Consider the following 16,904-nt stretch of genomic DNA (forward strand, 5'->3'; position numbering starts at 1 on the left):
TTTTTATTTCTGTATGCGATATAATATTTTTTGTCGATAAAATTTCATGGGTTATTAGCTTAGCTGGCAGAGCAGCCGACTCTTAATCGGCAGGTCGTAGGTTCGACCCCTACATAACCCATAAGAAACAACAATGAAGAGAGGGCCAAATGGTCCTCTTTTTATTTGTACTTTGATTACCCCATAACGAAAAAGTGGCTGGTCCTATTGTCATAATCAACAAAGGATCAACCACTTATTTTAAAATAGTGACTTTATCTTACTTTCCGACAAACTCCTGCACCCAATAGCCATTGTAATAGCCCACACCGATCAAACCGTAATTCTCATTTAAAATATTTGCCTTGTGACCCGGACTATTCATCCATGCTTTCACAACTTCTTCAGCACTTTTTTGACCCATGGCGATGTTCTCACCTGCATAGCGATAAGTAATGTTGTAAGCATCCATCATATCAAATGGTGACCCGTACTTTGGGGACGTATGACTGAAATAATTGCTCTTGAACATATCTATTGCTTTGTCTTTAGCCATGGTCGATAAGTTCGTGTGAATGACAAGAGGCTTCAAACCAGCATTAACACGCTCTTCATTGACCAGTTGTACAACTTCAGCGGCATGCTCCTTCTGAATACGTGCATATACGGCCGCCAATTGCTTTGTCTGCTTCGTTGTAGCCGCATAAGCGGTTCCACCTCCAACTGAAGGCAAGACTGGCGCTACTGCTAGTGAAGTAACCATGATAGAGAATAGCAGACTCGTTACAACGCGTTTCGTAGTGCGTTTCTTCAAAATGATTCGCCTCCTTAGCACTTTAACCACTTTTTGGTGGTACTTGTCACATTTTAACATGATAATTCGACTTATGCATGCGAAAAAAATGGAAAAAGGGCGCTAAATAGCACCCTTATCATTAAAATCCTATTTTTAATGCTTTATTTTTTGGAAGCATATTTGCGCATGTCGAATGCTACTGCTGCAACGATGATAGCACCTTTAATAATCTGTTGCCAATAAGGGCCCACACCAACAAACGTCAAACCATAGTTAATCACAGTAAAGATGAGTACTCCCGCCATTACACCAGGTACTGTACCAATCCCACCTGTTGTGGAGACCCCACCAACAACGCATGCTGCAATAGCATCAAGTTCGTACATATTTCCATAGTTGTTCGTAGCACCGCCGGTTCTTGCCGCTTCAAGCACGCCTGCTAGACCATATAAAGCGCCAGCGAGAGAATAGATAATGATCAAATATTTGGAGACATTGATACCGGATACTTTTGCTGCTTGCTGATTACCTCCGATAGCATACATATTTTTACCTAGTCTGGTCTTGTTGAATACGACCCACACGATGAAACAAACTGCTATCGCGATAATGACGATATAAGGAATTGACCAAATACTTCCTGAGCCCATCGTTGTAAAATCATCACGTAATCCGCCAATCGGCTGTGATTGGTTGGGGTCTGTATCGAAGTATAGGGAGTTAATGCCATAGATTGCGACCATCGTACCAAGTGTAGCGATAAATGGAGGTACCTTTAATTTGGATACGATCAGACCGTTTATCATCCCGAATACAAATCCCACGATAATGGCAATGACGATCGGAACAATCATAGGCAGGTCTGGGAGATTGGGGAAGAAGCGCCTTGGATAGTCCTGAATTTGCAGCATTGAAGCAGAGATAACTGCTGTTAAGCCGACCATTCGCCCAGCCGAAAGGTCGGTTCCTCCTGTAATGAGAATGAACGCTACTCCCAAAGCGATGATAACACGTGTAGATGACTGATTTAATATATCGCGCAATGTATTAATACCAATAAAGCTAGGGTCATAGACTGCTATACCCAAGATAAGGACAGCCAAAACAATATAGATCGCATTTTCGGTCACAAATCCTTGAACTTTTTTTGTATTCATGATTTCTCTCCTCCCCTAGTGGCCTTAATGTTGGGCAGCCAAAGTCATTATTTCTTCTTCCGAAGTTTTATCTCCATCCACAATTCCCGTCACTCGCCCTTCAGACATGACCATCACACGATCAGACATGCCTAACAGCTCGGGCATCTCGGATGAAATCATGATGATACTCTTCCCTTGCTTAGCTAGATCCGCAATAATAGTGTAAATATCATATTTAGCTCCGACATCAATACCTCGTGTCGGCTCATCGAGCAATAAGATCTCAGGCTCAGTTAGGAGCCATCTGGCCAGCAATACCTTTTGCTGGTTACCACCTGATAGATTCATGATTAACGTCTTGGGTGATGGCGTTTTGGTCCGTAATTTCTCTATCATCTGGTTAACATTCTGTTTCTTCTTCTTCTCATCAAGTAGCCAATAAGGCCTCACATACTTATCGATATTAGCAACTGCCCCATTCTCATGAACGGATAGAACCGGGAAAATCCCCGTTGTCCGTCGTTCCTCTGTCAACAGAGCCAGCCCATGTTTCTTGGCACTTTGTGAACTTTTAATCGTTACTTGCTTCCCATTTATCGAGATCGTACCCGACTGAATCTCACGCAGCCCAAACAATGCCTCAACCAATTCGGTGCGCTGGGCCCCTACTAAACCACCTATTCCAAGAATCTCGCCCTTACGAAGTTCAAACGAGACATTTTTGAATGATTTAGGGACAGGTGATGTCAACTGATCCACCTTCAGAATGACATCACTTGGGACATTATGCCGATCAGGAAACCGCTGCGTAAGATCACGGCCAACCATTTTAGAAATAATCAGATCTGTCGTCATTTCTGCTGCTGCCCATGTACCAATCATTTTGCCATCACGCATGATCGAAACAGCATCGGAAATACGCAAAATCTCCTCCATTTTGTGAGAAATATAGATGATCGACACGCCACGGCTCCTCAGTTCATTGATGATCCTGAATAAGTGTTCCACCTCAACACTTGTCAATGATGAGGTCGGCTCGTCCATGACGATGATTTGTGAGTTGAACGAAACGGCCTTGGCAATTTCAATCGATTGAATTTTGGATACCGACAATTTACTAACGATCGTAGTCGGATCAATATCTATATCTAATTCTTTAAATAGCTCTGCTGTATCACGATACATCTTCTTATGATCTACGAACTTAAAGGGGCCAAATCCCCTTACTGGAAAGCGACCAAGCCAGATATTCTCCATCACATTACGAAAAGGAACCGGATGCAACTCCTGGTGAATCATGGAGACCCCAAACGCCAGTGCGTCCGAAGAATTTTGAATATTCACCTTATGACCGTTTAAGAAGATTTCACCCTCATCAGGCGTATAAATGCCAAACAAACATTTCATCAATGTGGATTTACCTGCACCATTCTCGCCCATCAAAGCGTGTACCGTCCCCGGTCTTAGTTGCAGCGTCACCTCATCCAGCGCCTTCACACCGGGAAATTCTTTGGTGATCCCCTTCATCTCCAACATATATTCTTGAGTAGACATACCTTCGCCCCCTAATCTGATTCTTTCGTGAGAGGCACAACCCTTATTTCCTCCGGAGTATATTCCTTATTACAAACTGAAAGGTTCGTACCCTGTGGTCCGAACCTCCCATGTTTACTCTGATTATGAGAAGTCCTGTTGCTGAGCCCAAGTCTTATTTGAAATTAGCTGCGTTTTCTTTCGTTACTTTTTGGTAAGGAATCCAAATGTATTGATTATCTGCAATATCGAAACCTACGGTATCTTTATTGATCGCAGAACCCTTAGCAAGTAAGGAAGCCAGTGTCACAGCCGCTTTCCCTTGGTTTTGAGCATCGTTAAGAACAGTTCCAAGGAGCGTACCTTGCTCCAAAGCTTGTAGGGCAGGTGCAGTAGCATCTACACCTACAACAGGCATATATTTGTCACCCGTGAAGTAGCCAGCAGCTTTCAATGCTTCGATTGCACCTAATGCCATGTCATCATTGTTAGCAAATACGGCTTCAATCTTGTCGCCTTTAGCAGCGAGGAATGCTGCCATCTTCTCTTGACCCTTCACTCGATCCCACATTGCAGTATCTTCTTGTACTTTCTCAACTTTAATCCCTGCATCTTCAACAGCTTGAATGGAATACTGTGTCCGTAGTTCAGCATCTTGATGACCTGGTTCACCTTTCAGCATGACGTATTGCAGAACTCCGTCACCGTTCTTATCAGCTTCTGGATGGGACTTCCAATAATCCACAATGATTTGTCCCGAAAGTGTACCGGATTCTTCTGCTTTTGCACCTACATAATATACTTTATCCCATTTCTTCATATCTTCAGGAAGTGGTTCGCGGTTTAAGAAAACAACCGGTGTATCCTTTGCTTTTGCTTTATCAATAATGACACCTGCCGCAGTACGGTCAACGGGATTAATGATTAGTGAATTGATTTTTTTAGTTAAGAACAAATCGATTTTATCGTTTTGTGTAGGCTGTGAGTTCTGGCTATCAACGATATCAACCTTCGCAATTCCTTCTGAATTCTTCTCGATCGAGTTTCGGACACCCGTCATAAACGTATCGTCAAACTTATAAATCGCTACACCGACTTTAGGAGTTGATCCACCATCACCTCCGCTTGCTTTGTTACCACTAGAGCACCCAGCCATCGTAGCGCCTAATAGCGCAGCAGCCATTACTACTGATGTTATTTTTTTCATTTCCCTTGACCTCCTGAGCATATTTGTATTTGTGTAGCAGTCGTTATGATTACGTTTTCAATTATGCATGTTTTTCCATTTAAATTGTATGCAAAATTCTGAGGTCTTCTATTAAAATTCTACTGAAGTTTTCTGAACAACAAAAAAGATGGACCGTACAAGGAAATGATCCTTGTTTAGTCCACCTTATTCCCAGCGATGATGCTCTAATGCATGTACAGCCAATCTCCTTTATTGAATCGATTCCGCAATACGGATTAACTCGCTTGGGTCAAGCCCGGATTTCTTACCAGCTATCCCGTAGATTACACCTTTATATTCCCAATCGATATCGCGTTCGTTCACCAACACAGCGTCCTGATCATTAATTTTGATCGCTTCAACCGTCCCATCTGTTGAACGAATAAATGCCGTTTCCTCATCAGCAAAACGATTTTGCATAATAAAAGATTTCCCTGTTTTCTCATTCTTGAAGAATAGATTAATATATTTAGAGTTACTTACAGTCCCATCGTCACCCTTGTAGAACTCTGCTCTGTCAAATGAGAATCCTTCGGGTAAATATGTCGGTAAAATGACATCAAAACAAGTATAGTCATTTAATTGATTAGGATTGTTAACTACAAGGATTTCTACTTTATTCTCTTGGTCTAATTTCTCCTGCTCAGCTTTAGTAACGACTTCACCATTGATGAAACCGACTACTTCCTCACCACTAGCGGTATAGACGGTTTCAGGATGCTCGTTGTCAATTTCTACTACAGGGTTACCATCACGATCAAAAATTTTACCCTCTAGTTCACTTGGAATGGAGATTAGTCCTGTCGGATACTCATGTTGCTCCACGGTAATATGTCCCAGCGATACACTTTGAACGATTCTACCAAATATATCTTGTGCAAATGCTGGCTTCATCAAGCCAATACTCAGTACACCAACAACCGCCAGTGTCGCCGCTGCAATTACGGGCCGCTTCATTTTCTTAGTTTTCTTCATATCTTCATCTCCTCTAGTACTGCTGCTATTTCTCCTAACTTGTAGCAAAATCTCTCCCTTATTGCTGCTCCTGCTGAAGTCCCTGTCCGCTAACCTCTTTCCGAATTCAAATAGTTCATTATATTCTTCACTATCTACTTTTGAGGGTCCTTGACCACTAATCATATAAGCATCCAACTCTTTAGAAAATTGTTGTTCAGCGCTTTTTTTACTCATTTCACTCCCTCACTTTCGTCCTCAATTCGAAGCTTCAACTTTTTCATCGTGCGATAAAGAATGACCCCAACATTACTTTCAGTTAAATCTACGATTCTGGATATTTGAATATTAGATAGATTCGCCCCAAATTTTAGACCAACAATGTTTCGTTCCCGCTCATTCAAGGTATCAAGAGCCCTGAATAGCTTATCGTTAGATTCTCCTAAAATATACAAACTCTCTGGATCCTTCTTTTTGGATATTAGCTCCTTAATACCTTCAAGCGAAAACATCTTCGTTCTTTTTTGGGCTCGAAAATAATCGTTAACCACATTCCGAGCGATCGCGAACATCCATACCTCAAGAGGCGATTTATCAGATGAATACGTTCCAAGTTTATTTAGAACTTTCTCAAACACCTGACTCGTCAGGTCCTCTGTCGTATAGCGGCAACTCACTCGATAGCTTATATAGTTATAGATTCTTTTATAGTAGGTCTCAAAAATAGTAGTAAACTCCAAACTCTCAGTCTGAGTTTCTCTTATTGAAACCTCCTCTTCAATTAAAGGAAATAGCAGTACGCGTTCCTGCATCTGATTAAGATCTCCTTCCTTGTTTGATTACTTAGCTAAGTAATTTCATATGTAAATACGCTTATTTGTTATTTTCATTACATGATTAAGACAAAAAAATCCTGAAGTCCATATAGACTCCAGGATAATTCATTTAGATTGCTCAGTATAGTTATTCTACAACTTTGTTCACTTTATATAATCGCCAGAATCCATTAAATTCTTTATACAATGTAGCCCACTCTGCACCTTGATCATAAAGGTTAGGATACGTTTGATTTACATTATCTAAAGATAATACTGCTTGAGGGTTAGGGAGTAATATGAAATCTACCTCGTGGTCTGTTGGACTATCTAGAGATTCTTTAAAATCATGATCACTTGTAATAATAAAATTCTTCGGATGTTTACTGCCCATAATAATACGGAAACTACTGAATGAATCCGTTAAGATCTTCTGATCAGACAAATTCTCATTAATATAAGCTGTTGCCGCCGCCCCTGCTTCTTGTTCAGCATATAACTTATTATGCCGGAAGGCTTCATACTCATCAGATGCAATCTTAGGGTTGTTCATCATCATTCCCATCACTACAGTACTGACCAGCATCCCGATAATCAGAAGTGTTGAACCTGTCTTTCGGAATTTCATCTGACTGATCTCATAAGGAGTCCATACAGCCACTATCGGAAAGGCATACATGTAATAGCGAATCCACGCTGCGGTTCCCCCTTTAAGAAGTAGGATTACCTGCATGAATGGAATGGAGACAGCCAGAATAATCAACATCAGGAAATCCCATCTGAATAAGCGACGCTCGATGATCCGTATGACAAATATGATCATAAGTGGGATACAGAAATACCATAAACGCTCCCCGACAAAAATTAAGGTAGCAATGGGATGCCCCATCAGAGATGTGTATTTATCATCACTCATTAATAAGTCAGCTTGCCCTAAATTGCCGTAAGTAGAGGTCAGGAAATAAAAGCCGTCACCCATGATTGTGTAGTTAAAGAAGATCCATAATAATCCGGAGAAAACAACCGGAGTTAACAGGACTGTCCAAGTCCCCTCCACTTGTTGCAAACGTTCCTTAATGGGATCTTGTTTACTTTGCACAATCCAGACCAGCACAACAATCGCCAAAGCCGCGCCAAAAAATACCGTTTCATACCTTGTCCAAAAAGCAAAGGCAAGTGCCAATGCTGCAATCACCAATGTCCTCGAACCATCATTACGCATCCACAGAAGAGTTTGAATGACAGCTAGATTTATAAAATAAATAAAAATAACCTCGGTTAATCCATTCGCTCCATAATAAAATATATAAGGATTAAACGCATAGAGAATCGCAATAATCAGACTAATCCATTTATTAATACCAAACTGTAAGCCAGCTTTTACAATTAATGCTGCAGTCAAAGCTGCGAACAAGCTTGAAACAATGACAGCAGCTAATCCGTACGTGGCTAGGCCAGGGAATAGTGGATAAAAGACCAGTATGATCATTTCCATAAAACTTGGTAAAGGATTCCAAATAAACCCGATATTCGCTAGACTCGGTTCACGGCTATACAGAACATAAAAAGCATTCGCCACACGGCTCGATGCATCACCGGACATAAATCCATAGATGGCTGTTAAATAATAACCAACCGCGAGCTCTAATAGTAATACAGCAATAAATATAACGACGATCGGTCGTTTCCACGCAGTAGCCATTTTCATTTCACCCATCCAATTAATTTATGAAGTACAACCTACATTTCACTGTTGAACGTCGATGCTCCATGATGTGTATCCGTTGTGGCATGTCCATGCGTCGTTTTCTCCCAGTAAGAAGGTTTTGTAATGAGTTGAATAGCTGCCTTGATCGCTGCAATACTCATTAATACCCAATAAATCGGTGCCAACAGCGTATATTTAATTAATGAAAATGAGAAGACTTTGCTTCCCTTGTCGTGTAATTCCTTAGTAACCCAAAAAATGCCTACCGTAAGACTATATACAAATATAAAATTACCAACAAACAGCTCAAATGCCGCAAAGTAATAAAGCGGACCAGGGAAAAATAGCGGGATGATTTCCACTTTTGCCAAATACCACAGCAGCAACATTGTCCAAAATATTGGGTTTAATAAAGGCAGTAGAGGAGTAGCCAACACCATCGCGTGAAATCCAAAGAAACCCTTCATACCTAGATCACGCCATAACTTGATTGGATTTCGCATATGAACTAACCAAGTCTGCATATAGCCTTTAATCCAGCGTGACCGTTGTCTGATCCAGTTCCCTACTTTGCTAGTCGCCTCTTCCCAAGTTCGAGAGTCTACAATAGCTGTCTTATAACCTTCTTTATAGAGTCGAACACCAAGATCTGCATCTTCAGTCACATTATATGGATCCCAAGCATTGATTTCTTTCAATACTTCCGTTTTAAAATGGTTTGAGGTTCCACCCAAAGGAATTGGAATATCCAATTTCATTACACCTGGTAACAGCAATTCAAACCACATACTATATTCATGTGTGAACCACTTAGTCAAAAGATTCTGAGTGCTATTAAAATAGTTAAGTTTCGCTTGTATACAGCAATAATTAGCAGGACTATTTTGAAAAGCAAGACATACCTTCTTTAGTTGATCCGGATCCGGACGATCTTCAGCATCATAAATAACGACGTATTCACCTCTGGCCCGAATCAACCCATAATTACATGCCTTCGGCTTGGTTTTGGGTAAGCTATGCGGAACGACGAGAACGGTATAATAGGAAGGAAGCTTCATACTCGTCAGTAACTGCTGGGCTTCAATATCATCTTCTTCAATCAGCAACCGTACATCCAGCTTTGATTTGGGATAATCTAAACTCTCAATGTTGTGAAGAAGCTTGGGGATAATGTTACTTTCTTTGTACATGGGAACCAAGAGGCTATAAATGGGTAGAGTTCGCTCATCTAATGCTGCAACATCTTCTTCCGTAAATCGAAGCTGAGATGTTTTCTTTGATCCTATGATAATAATCGCGTACTTAAAGACAGACATAAGAAGATAACCTAATTGAACAACAATATTCAATATGATTAATGTCCAGAGCCAATTCCACAACAATCCAACAAGTAAAATTGCCAATGACACATAAAAACCGATTTTTTGCCATTTTGTAAACGTGATATGCGCAGAGTTTTCCGGTTTTTCGAATAACAGCTTTTCCGTGCTCTGCTGCATCAATTCTTCAACATAGACCTCTTTCCAGAAAAACTCCATCTCATCACGTGTAGCCATAACTTGTTCAACAGGTCTTCCGAGGTATTCAGTTAATTCAGCGATTTTCTCCTCTGATAGAATCGTACTCACTGCAACCAAATAACGATTAAAATCACTACTAATAACGATCGCATTATAAGAACGAGCCATTGCTTCTGGCAATTTATTATCCCTCTCAAGGGAAAAATCGGCTCCAATTCTACCAATATTGTTCTGAGTCGCAATCGCACGATATAAACGATCCGGTTCAATAAAACGCAGCGACAACAGGATATCACCAAGAATTCCTCCGCTTTTCTGTTGGAAGGCAAGTGCACGATCCAATTGTTCCTGCGTGATTTGCCCAGTTTCCACCAGCATTTCACCTAGCCGACCCTTTCCAGACAGTTGCTTAGTGACCCGATGGATCTCCTCTCGACTAACACCGTATAAATCTGCAATAATATCGCCTAATCGCCCACCAAATTTACTCTGGTAATCAATAGCATCTTGCAACTGCTGACTAGTAATTAAGCCTTCACTTAACAAGGCATCACCAATTCGTATAGCTTTCACTTAACCTTCCCTCCCTTCTTCAGATACTTACTTTGGAACCAATCCAATCATAATCTAACCTAATTACATCATCTTCGCTAATTAATTTACCCATTTGTACCTCGATCAGATCAACATCATGTAACGCTCTAATCGCATGTTTGGATCCCACTTGAATATGAAACACATCTCCCGCGTTGGCTTGAAAACGTCGATCATCAATAACAACCTCAGCTTGACCATTAATAATAGTCCATATTTCATCCCGATTGGCATGAATCTGGTAGCTCATATGTTTTCCAGCCCAAATATGTACCCGTTTCGTCATGACTTGTTGATCTGAGAATTTATTAGCTACATCAATTACACGGTACCAGCCATATAACGTTTCTTCATACATCGGACGTGCTGAAATAGATTGCACAACATCTTTAAGTTTTTGGCTCATTTCTTTATCTGTAACAAGAATTCCGTCAGGGCTTGCTGCAATAACAGCGTTTGAAATACCCATTACAATAACCGGAATTTGCAATTCATTAATGATGTGCGTATTCATGCTATCTTCAGATATTATCCCTTTACCATTCAATCGCTTCGGCATGGTCTCTGTCCATTCATTCCAAGTACCTAGGTCATTCCATCTTCCCGTATATGGCCATACAACGACGCTCTCTTCCTTCTCTACCACTTGATAATCGAAACTAATTGTTGGCATTAAATGATACTTATCTAAAAACTCTTCATACCGAGTTGGCCAATTCCCAGCCTCTAATAGCTTTAGAATATAACCTAAGCGAAATGCAAACACACCACAATTCCACAATGCACCAAGTTCGATCAAATTCGACGCTTCAGCAACTGATGGTTTCTCTATAAATCTATCGATCTTAAGTAATGTTGAATGCGTATTCTTGGGTTCCGTGAGTATGTAACCAAACTTTTCCGACGGTTGAGTTGGCTTTAGTCCGATAAGTCCAATTTTAGCCTCCGAAGTTTCGAATTCCAACGCTAGTTGCTTGATCGTGTGATAGAAGCCATCATCCGCATCCACATCAACAGGCATGACTACAATGACTTCATCATCGTGTACATTCATTTTCGTATGTAAAAAGCTTGACGCTAGACAGATTGCTGGAAATGTATCCCGTTTAACAGGTTCGAGTACAAGTGGAACATCATTGCCAAGTTGAGATTGAATGACTTCTTGTTGAACTCTACTCGCAGCAATGACAGCCGAGTTTGCAAGATCAATTTCATTTAATCGGGCCCAAACACGTTGAATCATAGAAGTTTGAGAATCATCAGTAGGATTTTCACTATCCATGACCTTAATAAATTGTTTAGAACGATAATCATTAGATAATGGCCATAATCTCTTACCAGACCCGCCGGATAAAAGTATTAATCTCATCTAGTTCTCCCCCCAGCTTTTCATTACGTTCCAAGCTCATCTCTCAATTGAATCAATAAATACTAAACTAATAGTCTAATAGTCCAATAGTACTAAATTAAAACTTTTAATTTTACTATAACCTATCAGTTTTATTATTTCCAGTATATATATATATTACCTCATGATGGGTCGAACTTTGTAATTTACAACAATCTTTATTTCGACATAATCCATCAATCCCCCTAAATTACACCTAGTTTATGACTAAAAAAGACAAAATAATAAAGAACCGACATAGAAATCGACTAAACATGCTTAGTCTAATCTCTTCGTCGGTTCTAGCGTTTATTTCGCTCTCTCAAACGATCGGTGAAAAATCGCGGAGCAGGACATTAGAATCTGAAGAAGCGAAGCGTTCGTCTTTGCCGTGTGATTGTAACCTCATCGGGTGCTATTTAATCAAACAATCACACGGCAACAACGATCGAAAGATCAAACGGCATGCGCAGCGATCTTTATTCACTCCCACCAAAAGATCGGTGAAAAATCGCGGAGTAGGCCGTTTGAATCTGGAGAAGCGAAGCGTTCGTCTTTGCCGTGTGATTGTAACCTCATCGGGTGCTATTTAATCAAACAATCACACGGTAACAACGATCGAAAGATCAAACGACAAGCGCAGCGATTTCTTCCACCGATCTCCCTCTCTCGTCTATTTTACGAATGGAAACAACAACTTCTGATTCTCTGGCCATAACATATTGTCCAGATCAATAAGCTTCGTATCGGTAGGGATCCTGTCATCGATATGCTCGCCACGTGCAGCTTGCACCGCTGTGACTATAGCCATATATCCGTTATTAAAGGGATTTTGTACTACCATTGCTTGGACGGTACCCTCTTGCAGTAGCTCAAGCATCTCCGGTGGATTGTCAAATGTAATTAATTTCACCAAACCTGCATAACCCAAATCTACAACAGCTTTACCAGCACCGATAGAAGACTCTGCGCTAAGTGAGACAATACCGTTCAGATTAGGGAAATCCATCAGCATCTGTTTCGTTTGTTTATATGCCAATTGTTCGTCTGATCCACAATATTCGATGTCCATGACTTGAACGCCTGAGAACCGGGCGACGTAATCAAGAAACCCTTCTTCACGTTGATCTGCATTCCGTGCTCCTTGCACAAAATTAACAATCCCAATTTGACTATTCTCTCCTGTCAGTTTGACTAAGCGCTCCGCCGCTTTCTGGCCTGCTTCGTAATTATTTGTGCCTACATATGATTTAACTTTCGCTGATGCCACTTCCGAATCCATGGAAATGACCGGAATATTATAATAAGAAGTCTGATCTGTTACCTGACCTAATGCTTCATAATCACTCGCCGCTAGTACAATGACGTCAGGTTTGCGAGCAATCGATTGTTCCATTAAGGTAATCTGCTCCTTGTAATTATTCTCGTTATCAGGAGCTAGAAAATTCAGCTTAACATTATACTCTTTGGCTGCAGCTTCAGCTCCCATTCTGATAGTATCCCAATAATCTCCTCGATCGAGCTTAACGATCATATCTACTGCTATGATATTTTCTTCACTTTGCAAACTCTTAGAAGGTGTACACGATGAGAGCAGTAGTGTCAACAAAGCGACAATCATAATTCTCTTACCACAGATCACTATGATCTTACTCATGACTCATCCTCCCTTGGGTCAGGTATATCATCCGGCTTGACCATAGGAATTGTTATGGTTACCGTTGTCCCTTCTTCCTGTTCGCTCTCAAACTGTAGCCCAAATGTTTTACCGTAATAGAGTGAAATTCTCTCCTGTACATTACGTACACCGACTCCCGAGCCACCTCCACTCTTACTGACACTACTAAATATTTTTTTCAGCTTTTCTTCCGACATCCCCACACCATTATCCTTAATTCGAATGATCAGTTTGTCGTCCTCTGCGCTAACATATATTCCGATAAATCCTTTCTCAGGTGAGTTCTCTATACCATGATGAATCGCATTCTCCACTAGAGGTTGGAGGATTAACTTTAGCGTTAGACATTCAAGCACTTCATCCTCACAAATAATTTCATAATCAAACTTATTCTTGAACCGAATAGTCTGGATGATGAGATAATGTCGTACATGCTCTAACTCAGCTTGCACGGTAATGATATGACTTCCACTACTCAGACTGATACGGAAGAATCGCGATAGCGACGTGATCGTAGTCACAACTTCCTCGCTTCTACCTAATTCTGCTAAACGGGTTACAGAATTCAGCGTGTTGTAGAGAAAGTGAGGGTTGATCTGGGATTGGAGCACATCAAGTTCACTCTTTCGTTTCGCCTCTTGCTCTTGGATGATCTGATCCATTAGTTCACGAATCCGCCGTAGCATGAGATTGAACCTTTTTGATAGTTGTTCAACTTCATATGCCCCACTTACATACACGTTCGTTTGAAAATTACCTTTCTCAACCATGTATGCCGACCGTTCAAGCTTACGAATGGGTTGCGATATTTTGGCTGAGATATAGATATTTACAATCAACACAGCGATGATCACGATGATAAGAAACCAGATAATAAAGTCACTCAGTTCCCTTCTAGTTGTTAAAAATTCATCAGCATAAGCTACACCAACTATTTTCCAACCGGTTGGATTTACCGTACGAATCGTTATAATTCGCTGTTCGCCATCAGCATAATCGAGATAGCTACCATATTTATAATTAAGCACAGATTCCAGATTTTCGTATTTCAATCCCGCATAGATTAACTGCTGTTGAGGGTGATATACCATATTACCGACTGCATCAATAATGTACACGTAGCCTTTTTTACCAAGACTTACTTTTTGACCAAGCTGATCAATCGTACGAAAGTTAACATCAATGACAAGAACACCTACTTTTACTTCGGAGTTCTCATGGTACATAATCGTTTTGCTTAATGAAACCACCCATCGATATTGCCACTTAAACAGGTTCTGGATATGAGGGGCAGTAAATTGCAAAGCTCCAGGCTTCGAAATAGCAGTCTCAAACCAAGGTTGTTCAGTTAACTTCGTATTCTGCCGCATTGGAATTGATGGAACGTTCCTCACTAATTCCCCATCCTGTTTAAATAATGCCATAGAGACAAGATCATCCCGCGTATTAATAATAGTATCCAGTTGTTCGCCTAGTTGTTGATCAGTAACATCAGGCATCTTATTAATCTTTTCTTCTACGACATTAAAGATATCCTCCATCCCACTAACGTACAATTCCAGATTAGAATTAACCTGCTCTATCGTTTGTCCAAGACCAAGAAAGGTGTTCTCTTCCGCCGCACTTGAGAAACGATTAAACAACATAACACTTACCAAAAGGACAACCACCACAGTGATCGTAATCGAAGAGACAGAAATAAGAACTTGAATTTTGCGGATATGGAAGCCTCTTAGAAACCGGGTAATCATGCTCCAAAATTTCATTGGGGTCTTACTCCACTTCGATATTCTTTAGGTGATATTCCGAAGTTTTTACGGAAACAAAAGCTAAAATAATTAGGATCGGTAAATCCCACAGCCTCTGCAATTTCAAACGCTTTCATATCGCTGCTCCGTAACAGGTCCAAAGCTGCATCCATTCGTACACCCATCAAATAACTAACAAATGTCATCTTCATTTCCTTTTTGAAAATATTACTGAAATACCCCGTACTAATATGCAAATGGTTACAAACCTTTGTAATAGAAATATCATTCTCACTATAGTTCGCCAATATATATTCTCGCGCTTCAACTACCAACTTGTTATAGCTGGACTGCCGATTTGATGTAATATGATTTTTTAATTTCATGCAAATTCCAACGAACCAGGATTTGGCTTCTTCTGCAAGCGTAAATCTGGAAAGCTGGCCTAGAAGAGTAACATTATCACCAAATAGTTGATCTAAGTCCACACGAATATCCTTTGAGGCTTTGATCACAGCCGTTAGCATCTCAAGCAAATATACCTGAAAATCCTGATTTGATACTTGACTATCAATCAGAGCATGGAAATGGTCATCCAGTAAATCAAGTAATTCCTGATCACTACCTACTTTCAGGCAACGAATCATTTCCTTCTCCTTCATTTCGCCAAAAGAAAGCTTCGTCCAATTTCTCGTCTCGACGTCTTCAATCCAAATCACCTTATTGTTACCAAGGATTAACCGATAATCCAGTGCTTGCTGTGCTTCATTATACGAGGATTGAATATCACCAATATCACTAATCACTGAGCCGACACCAATCGTCACCGTCAATTTCAAGTATCGTTCCACACTATATAAAACTTCCTCAAGCAATTGAAAGGTTCGATTCGCAACGTTTTCCACATGGCTACCCTCATAAATGCTTAATACCACGACTTCATCATGATGAATAAATGCTTTGCTTGACTCTTCCCTACGTACAATTTCTTCCGCTATATTAAGGACCGCAAATAATTGAAGCTCAGTATCGTGTGTTTCCCTAAGAGACACAGATCCACTCCACTTAGTAGAGCGAAATGGAGCATTCGATGCTTTTGTAATTGAATCAATACAAATCACTGATACAAGGTAATTCTGTCCATTCAAATCAAGATCGTAATACAGACTTTTCTCACGAATTTCAGAGGCTGGGAGTCTACGTGACATTAAAGAGGACAGGAACAAACTTTGTAGAATTGGTAAATTCTTTTGATAATGTTCTGTCAACAGTTGTACATTTTCCTTGGCAGCCATTTCCTCGTCTAGCTGACCCTTTACTTTCTGAAGAACCTCTACTAGTTCGCCTGCAGAGAATGGTTTCAATATGTATTCATCTATACCTAGCCTAATCGCCTTTTGCGCATATTCGAATTCATCATAACCTGTCAGGATAATGATTTTAGTAGCTGGATAATGACAACGAATCCACTCAGACAACTGTAGACCGTTCATAAAAGGCATTTGAATATCGGTTACCACCACGTCAGGAAAAAATTTATCGACGGATTCTGCAGCTTCTTTCCCATTCTCCGCAGTGTCCATAACCTGATATCCAATACTCTCCCAATCAATTAATCCTAGTAATCCTTCCCTTACGTCTTCCTCATCATCCACTAATATCAATTTATACATCATGATCATCCCCTTCCTCATTGAGCATAACTAATCCTTTAATCTCCATAATTTCCAGACGATTTTATACCATTGTCTTATAAAAGTAAATGATGCCTAAATTGCATGCTCGACTATAGTCTAGTATTATTTTCATTCCTAAGTCGGTTTCG

13 protein-coding genes and 1 tRNA gene are annotated in these 16,904 nt (G+C 40.4%); 2 read left to right on the plus strand and 12 right to left on the minus strand.

Annotated elements, in window-relative coordinates; translation table 11 throughout:
• The first annotated feature begins 48 nt into the window (after positions 1-48).
• Positions 49-121: transfer RNA gene (locus IEW05_RS11575), tRNA-Lys, on the plus strand.
• Positions 122-259: 138 nt separating this feature from the next.
• Here the strand turns inward: IEW05_RS11575 and IEW05_RS11580 are convergent.
• From IEW05_RS11580 to IEW05_RS11620, 9 genes are all read right to left on the minus strand, one after another.
• Positions 260-793, minus strand: a complete 534-nt coding sequence (locus IEW05_RS11580) for a CAP domain-containing protein (protein WP_229753348.1) — start codon at positions 791-793, stop codon at positions 260-262.
• Between the two features lie 143 nt (positions 794-936).
• Complete coding sequence (gene mglC / locus IEW05_RS11585) at positions 937-1,932, minus strand: galactose/methyl galactoside ABC transporter permease MglC (RefSeq protein WP_188538837.1); 996 nt, start codon at positions 1,930-1,932, stop codon at positions 937-939.
• Positions 1,933-1,956: 24 nt separating this feature from the next.
• Positions 1,957-3,468, minus strand: a complete 1,512-nt coding sequence (locus IEW05_RS11590) for a sugar ABC transporter ATP-binding protein (RefSeq protein WP_188538839.1) — start codon at positions 3,466-3,468, stop codon at positions 1,957-1,959.
• A gap of 154 nt (positions 3,469-3,622) precedes the next feature.
• A complete protein-coding gene (locus IEW05_RS11595) occupies positions 3,623-4,654 on the minus strand; it encodes a galactose ABC transporter substrate-binding protein (protein ID WP_188538840.1) in 1,032 nt (343 codons plus the stop codon).
• Positions 4,655-4,885: 231 nt separating this feature from the next.
• On the minus strand, positions 4,886-5,866 hold the full coding sequence (locus IEW05_RS11600; RefSeq protein WP_188538842.1) for a DUF4367 domain-containing protein: 981 nt from the start codon (positions 5,864-5,866) through the stop codon (positions 4,886-4,888).
• Entirely contained in the window at positions 5,863-6,441 is a 579-nt protein-coding gene (locus tag IEW05_RS11605) for a sigma-70 family RNA polymerase sigma factor (protein ID WP_188538844.1), read from the minus strand. The genes IEW05_RS11600 and IEW05_RS11605 overlap by 4 nt, the downstream gene beginning before the upstream one ends.
• 151 nt (positions 6,442-6,592) lie before the next feature.
• Complete coding sequence (locus tag IEW05_RS11610; RefSeq protein WP_188538846.1) at positions 6,593-8,146, minus strand: glycosyltransferase family 39 protein; 1,554 nt, start codon at positions 8,144-8,146, stop codon at positions 6,593-6,595.
• A gap of 38 nt (positions 8,147-8,184) precedes the next feature.
• A complete protein-coding gene (locus IEW05_RS11615; protein ID WP_188538848.1) occupies positions 8,185-10,245 on the minus strand; it encodes a cyclic di-GMP-binding domain-containing protein, MshE-related in 2,061 nt (686 codons plus the stop codon).
• A gap of 19 nt (positions 10,246-10,264) precedes the next feature.
• Complete coding sequence (locus IEW05_RS11620) at positions 10,265-11,635, minus strand: sugar phosphate nucleotidyltransferase (protein ID WP_188538850.1); 1,371 nt, start codon at positions 11,633-11,635, stop codon at positions 10,265-10,267.
• A gap of 293 nt (positions 11,636-11,928) precedes the next feature.
• Between IEW05_RS11620 and IEW05_RS11625 the strand changes: the two genes are divergently transcribed.
• The gene (locus tag IEW05_RS11625; RefSeq protein ID WP_188538852.1) at positions 11,929-12,246 is read left to right on the plus strand and encodes a hypothetical protein; all 318 of its coding nucleotides are present in this window, start codon (positions 11,929-11,931) and stop codon (positions 12,244-12,246) included.
• A gap of 80 nt (positions 12,247-12,326) precedes the next feature.
• Here IEW05_RS11625 and IEW05_RS11630 read toward each other — a convergent pair whose 3' ends face one another.
• The 3 genes from IEW05_RS11630 to IEW05_RS11640 are packed head-to-tail and all read right to left on the minus strand — an operon-like array spanning position 12,327 to position 16,752.
• On the minus strand, positions 12,327-13,310 hold the full coding sequence (locus tag IEW05_RS11630; RefSeq protein ID WP_188538854.1) for a substrate-binding domain-containing protein: 984 nt from the start codon (positions 13,308-13,310) through the stop codon (positions 12,327-12,329).
• A complete protein-coding gene (locus tag IEW05_RS11635; RefSeq protein WP_188538856.1) occupies positions 13,307-15,097 on the minus strand; it encodes a sensor histidine kinase in 1,791 nt (596 codons plus the stop codon). Before IEW05_RS11635 ends, IEW05_RS11630 begins: the two co-directional genes overlap by 4 nt.
• Positions 15,094-16,752, minus strand: a complete 1,659-nt coding sequence (locus IEW05_RS11640; RefSeq protein ID WP_188540832.1) for a response regulator — start codon at positions 16,750-16,752, stop codon at positions 15,094-15,096. Before IEW05_RS11640 ends, IEW05_RS11635 begins: the two co-directional genes overlap by 4 nt.
• Positions 16,753-16,904: the final 152 nt, after the last annotated feature.

It is taken from the genome of Paenibacillus segetis (assembly GCF_014639155.1).
Lineage (GTDB): Bacteria > Bacillota > Bacilli > Paenibacillales > Paenibacillaceae > Fontibacillus > Fontibacillus segetis.

Bases quoted from the DNA above. Each gene is read 5' to 3' on its own strand.
- mglC (WP_188538837.1), bottom strand. From the start codon at position 1,932: ATGAATACAAAAAAAGTTCAAGGATTTGTGACCGAAAATGCGATCTAT.
- IEW05_RS11640 (WP_188540832.1), bottom strand. From the start codon at position 16,752: ATGTATAAATTGATATTAGTGGATGATGAGGAAGACGTAAGGGAAGGA.
- IEW05_RS11635 (WP_188538856.1), bottom strand. From the start codon at position 15,097: ATGAAATTTTGGAGCATGATTACCCGGTTTCTAAGAGGCTTCCATATC.
- IEW05_RS11620 (WP_188538850.1), bottom strand. From the start codon at position 11,635: ATGAGATTAATACTTTTATCCGGCGGGTCTGGTAAGAGATTATGGCCA.
- IEW05_RS11605 (WP_188538844.1), bottom strand. From the start codon at position 6,441: ATGCAGGAACGCGTACTGCTATTTCCTTTAATTGAAGAGGAGGTTTCA.
- IEW05_RS11630 (WP_188538854.1), bottom strand. From the start codon at position 13,310: ATGAGTAAGATCATAGTGATCTGTGGTAAGAGAATTATGATTGTCGCT.
- IEW05_RS11590 (WP_188538839.1), bottom strand. From the start codon at position 3,468: ATGTCTACTCAAGAATATATGTTGGAGATGAAGGGGATCACCAAAGAA.
- IEW05_RS11595 (WP_188538840.1), bottom strand. From the start codon at position 4,654: ATGAAAAAAATAACATCAGTAGTAATGGCTGCTGCGCTATTAGGCGCT.
- IEW05_RS11625 (WP_188538852.1), top strand. From the start codon at position 11,929: ATGCTTAGTCTAATCTCTTCGTCGGTTCTAGCGTTTATTTCGCTCTCT.
- IEW05_RS11610 (WP_188538846.1), bottom strand. From the start codon at position 8,146: ATGGCTACTGCGTGGAAACGACCGATCGTCGTTATATTTATTGCTGTA.
- IEW05_RS11600 (WP_188538842.1), bottom strand. From the start codon at position 5,866: ATGAGTAAAAAAAGCGCTGAACAACAATTTTCTAAAGAGTTGGATGCT.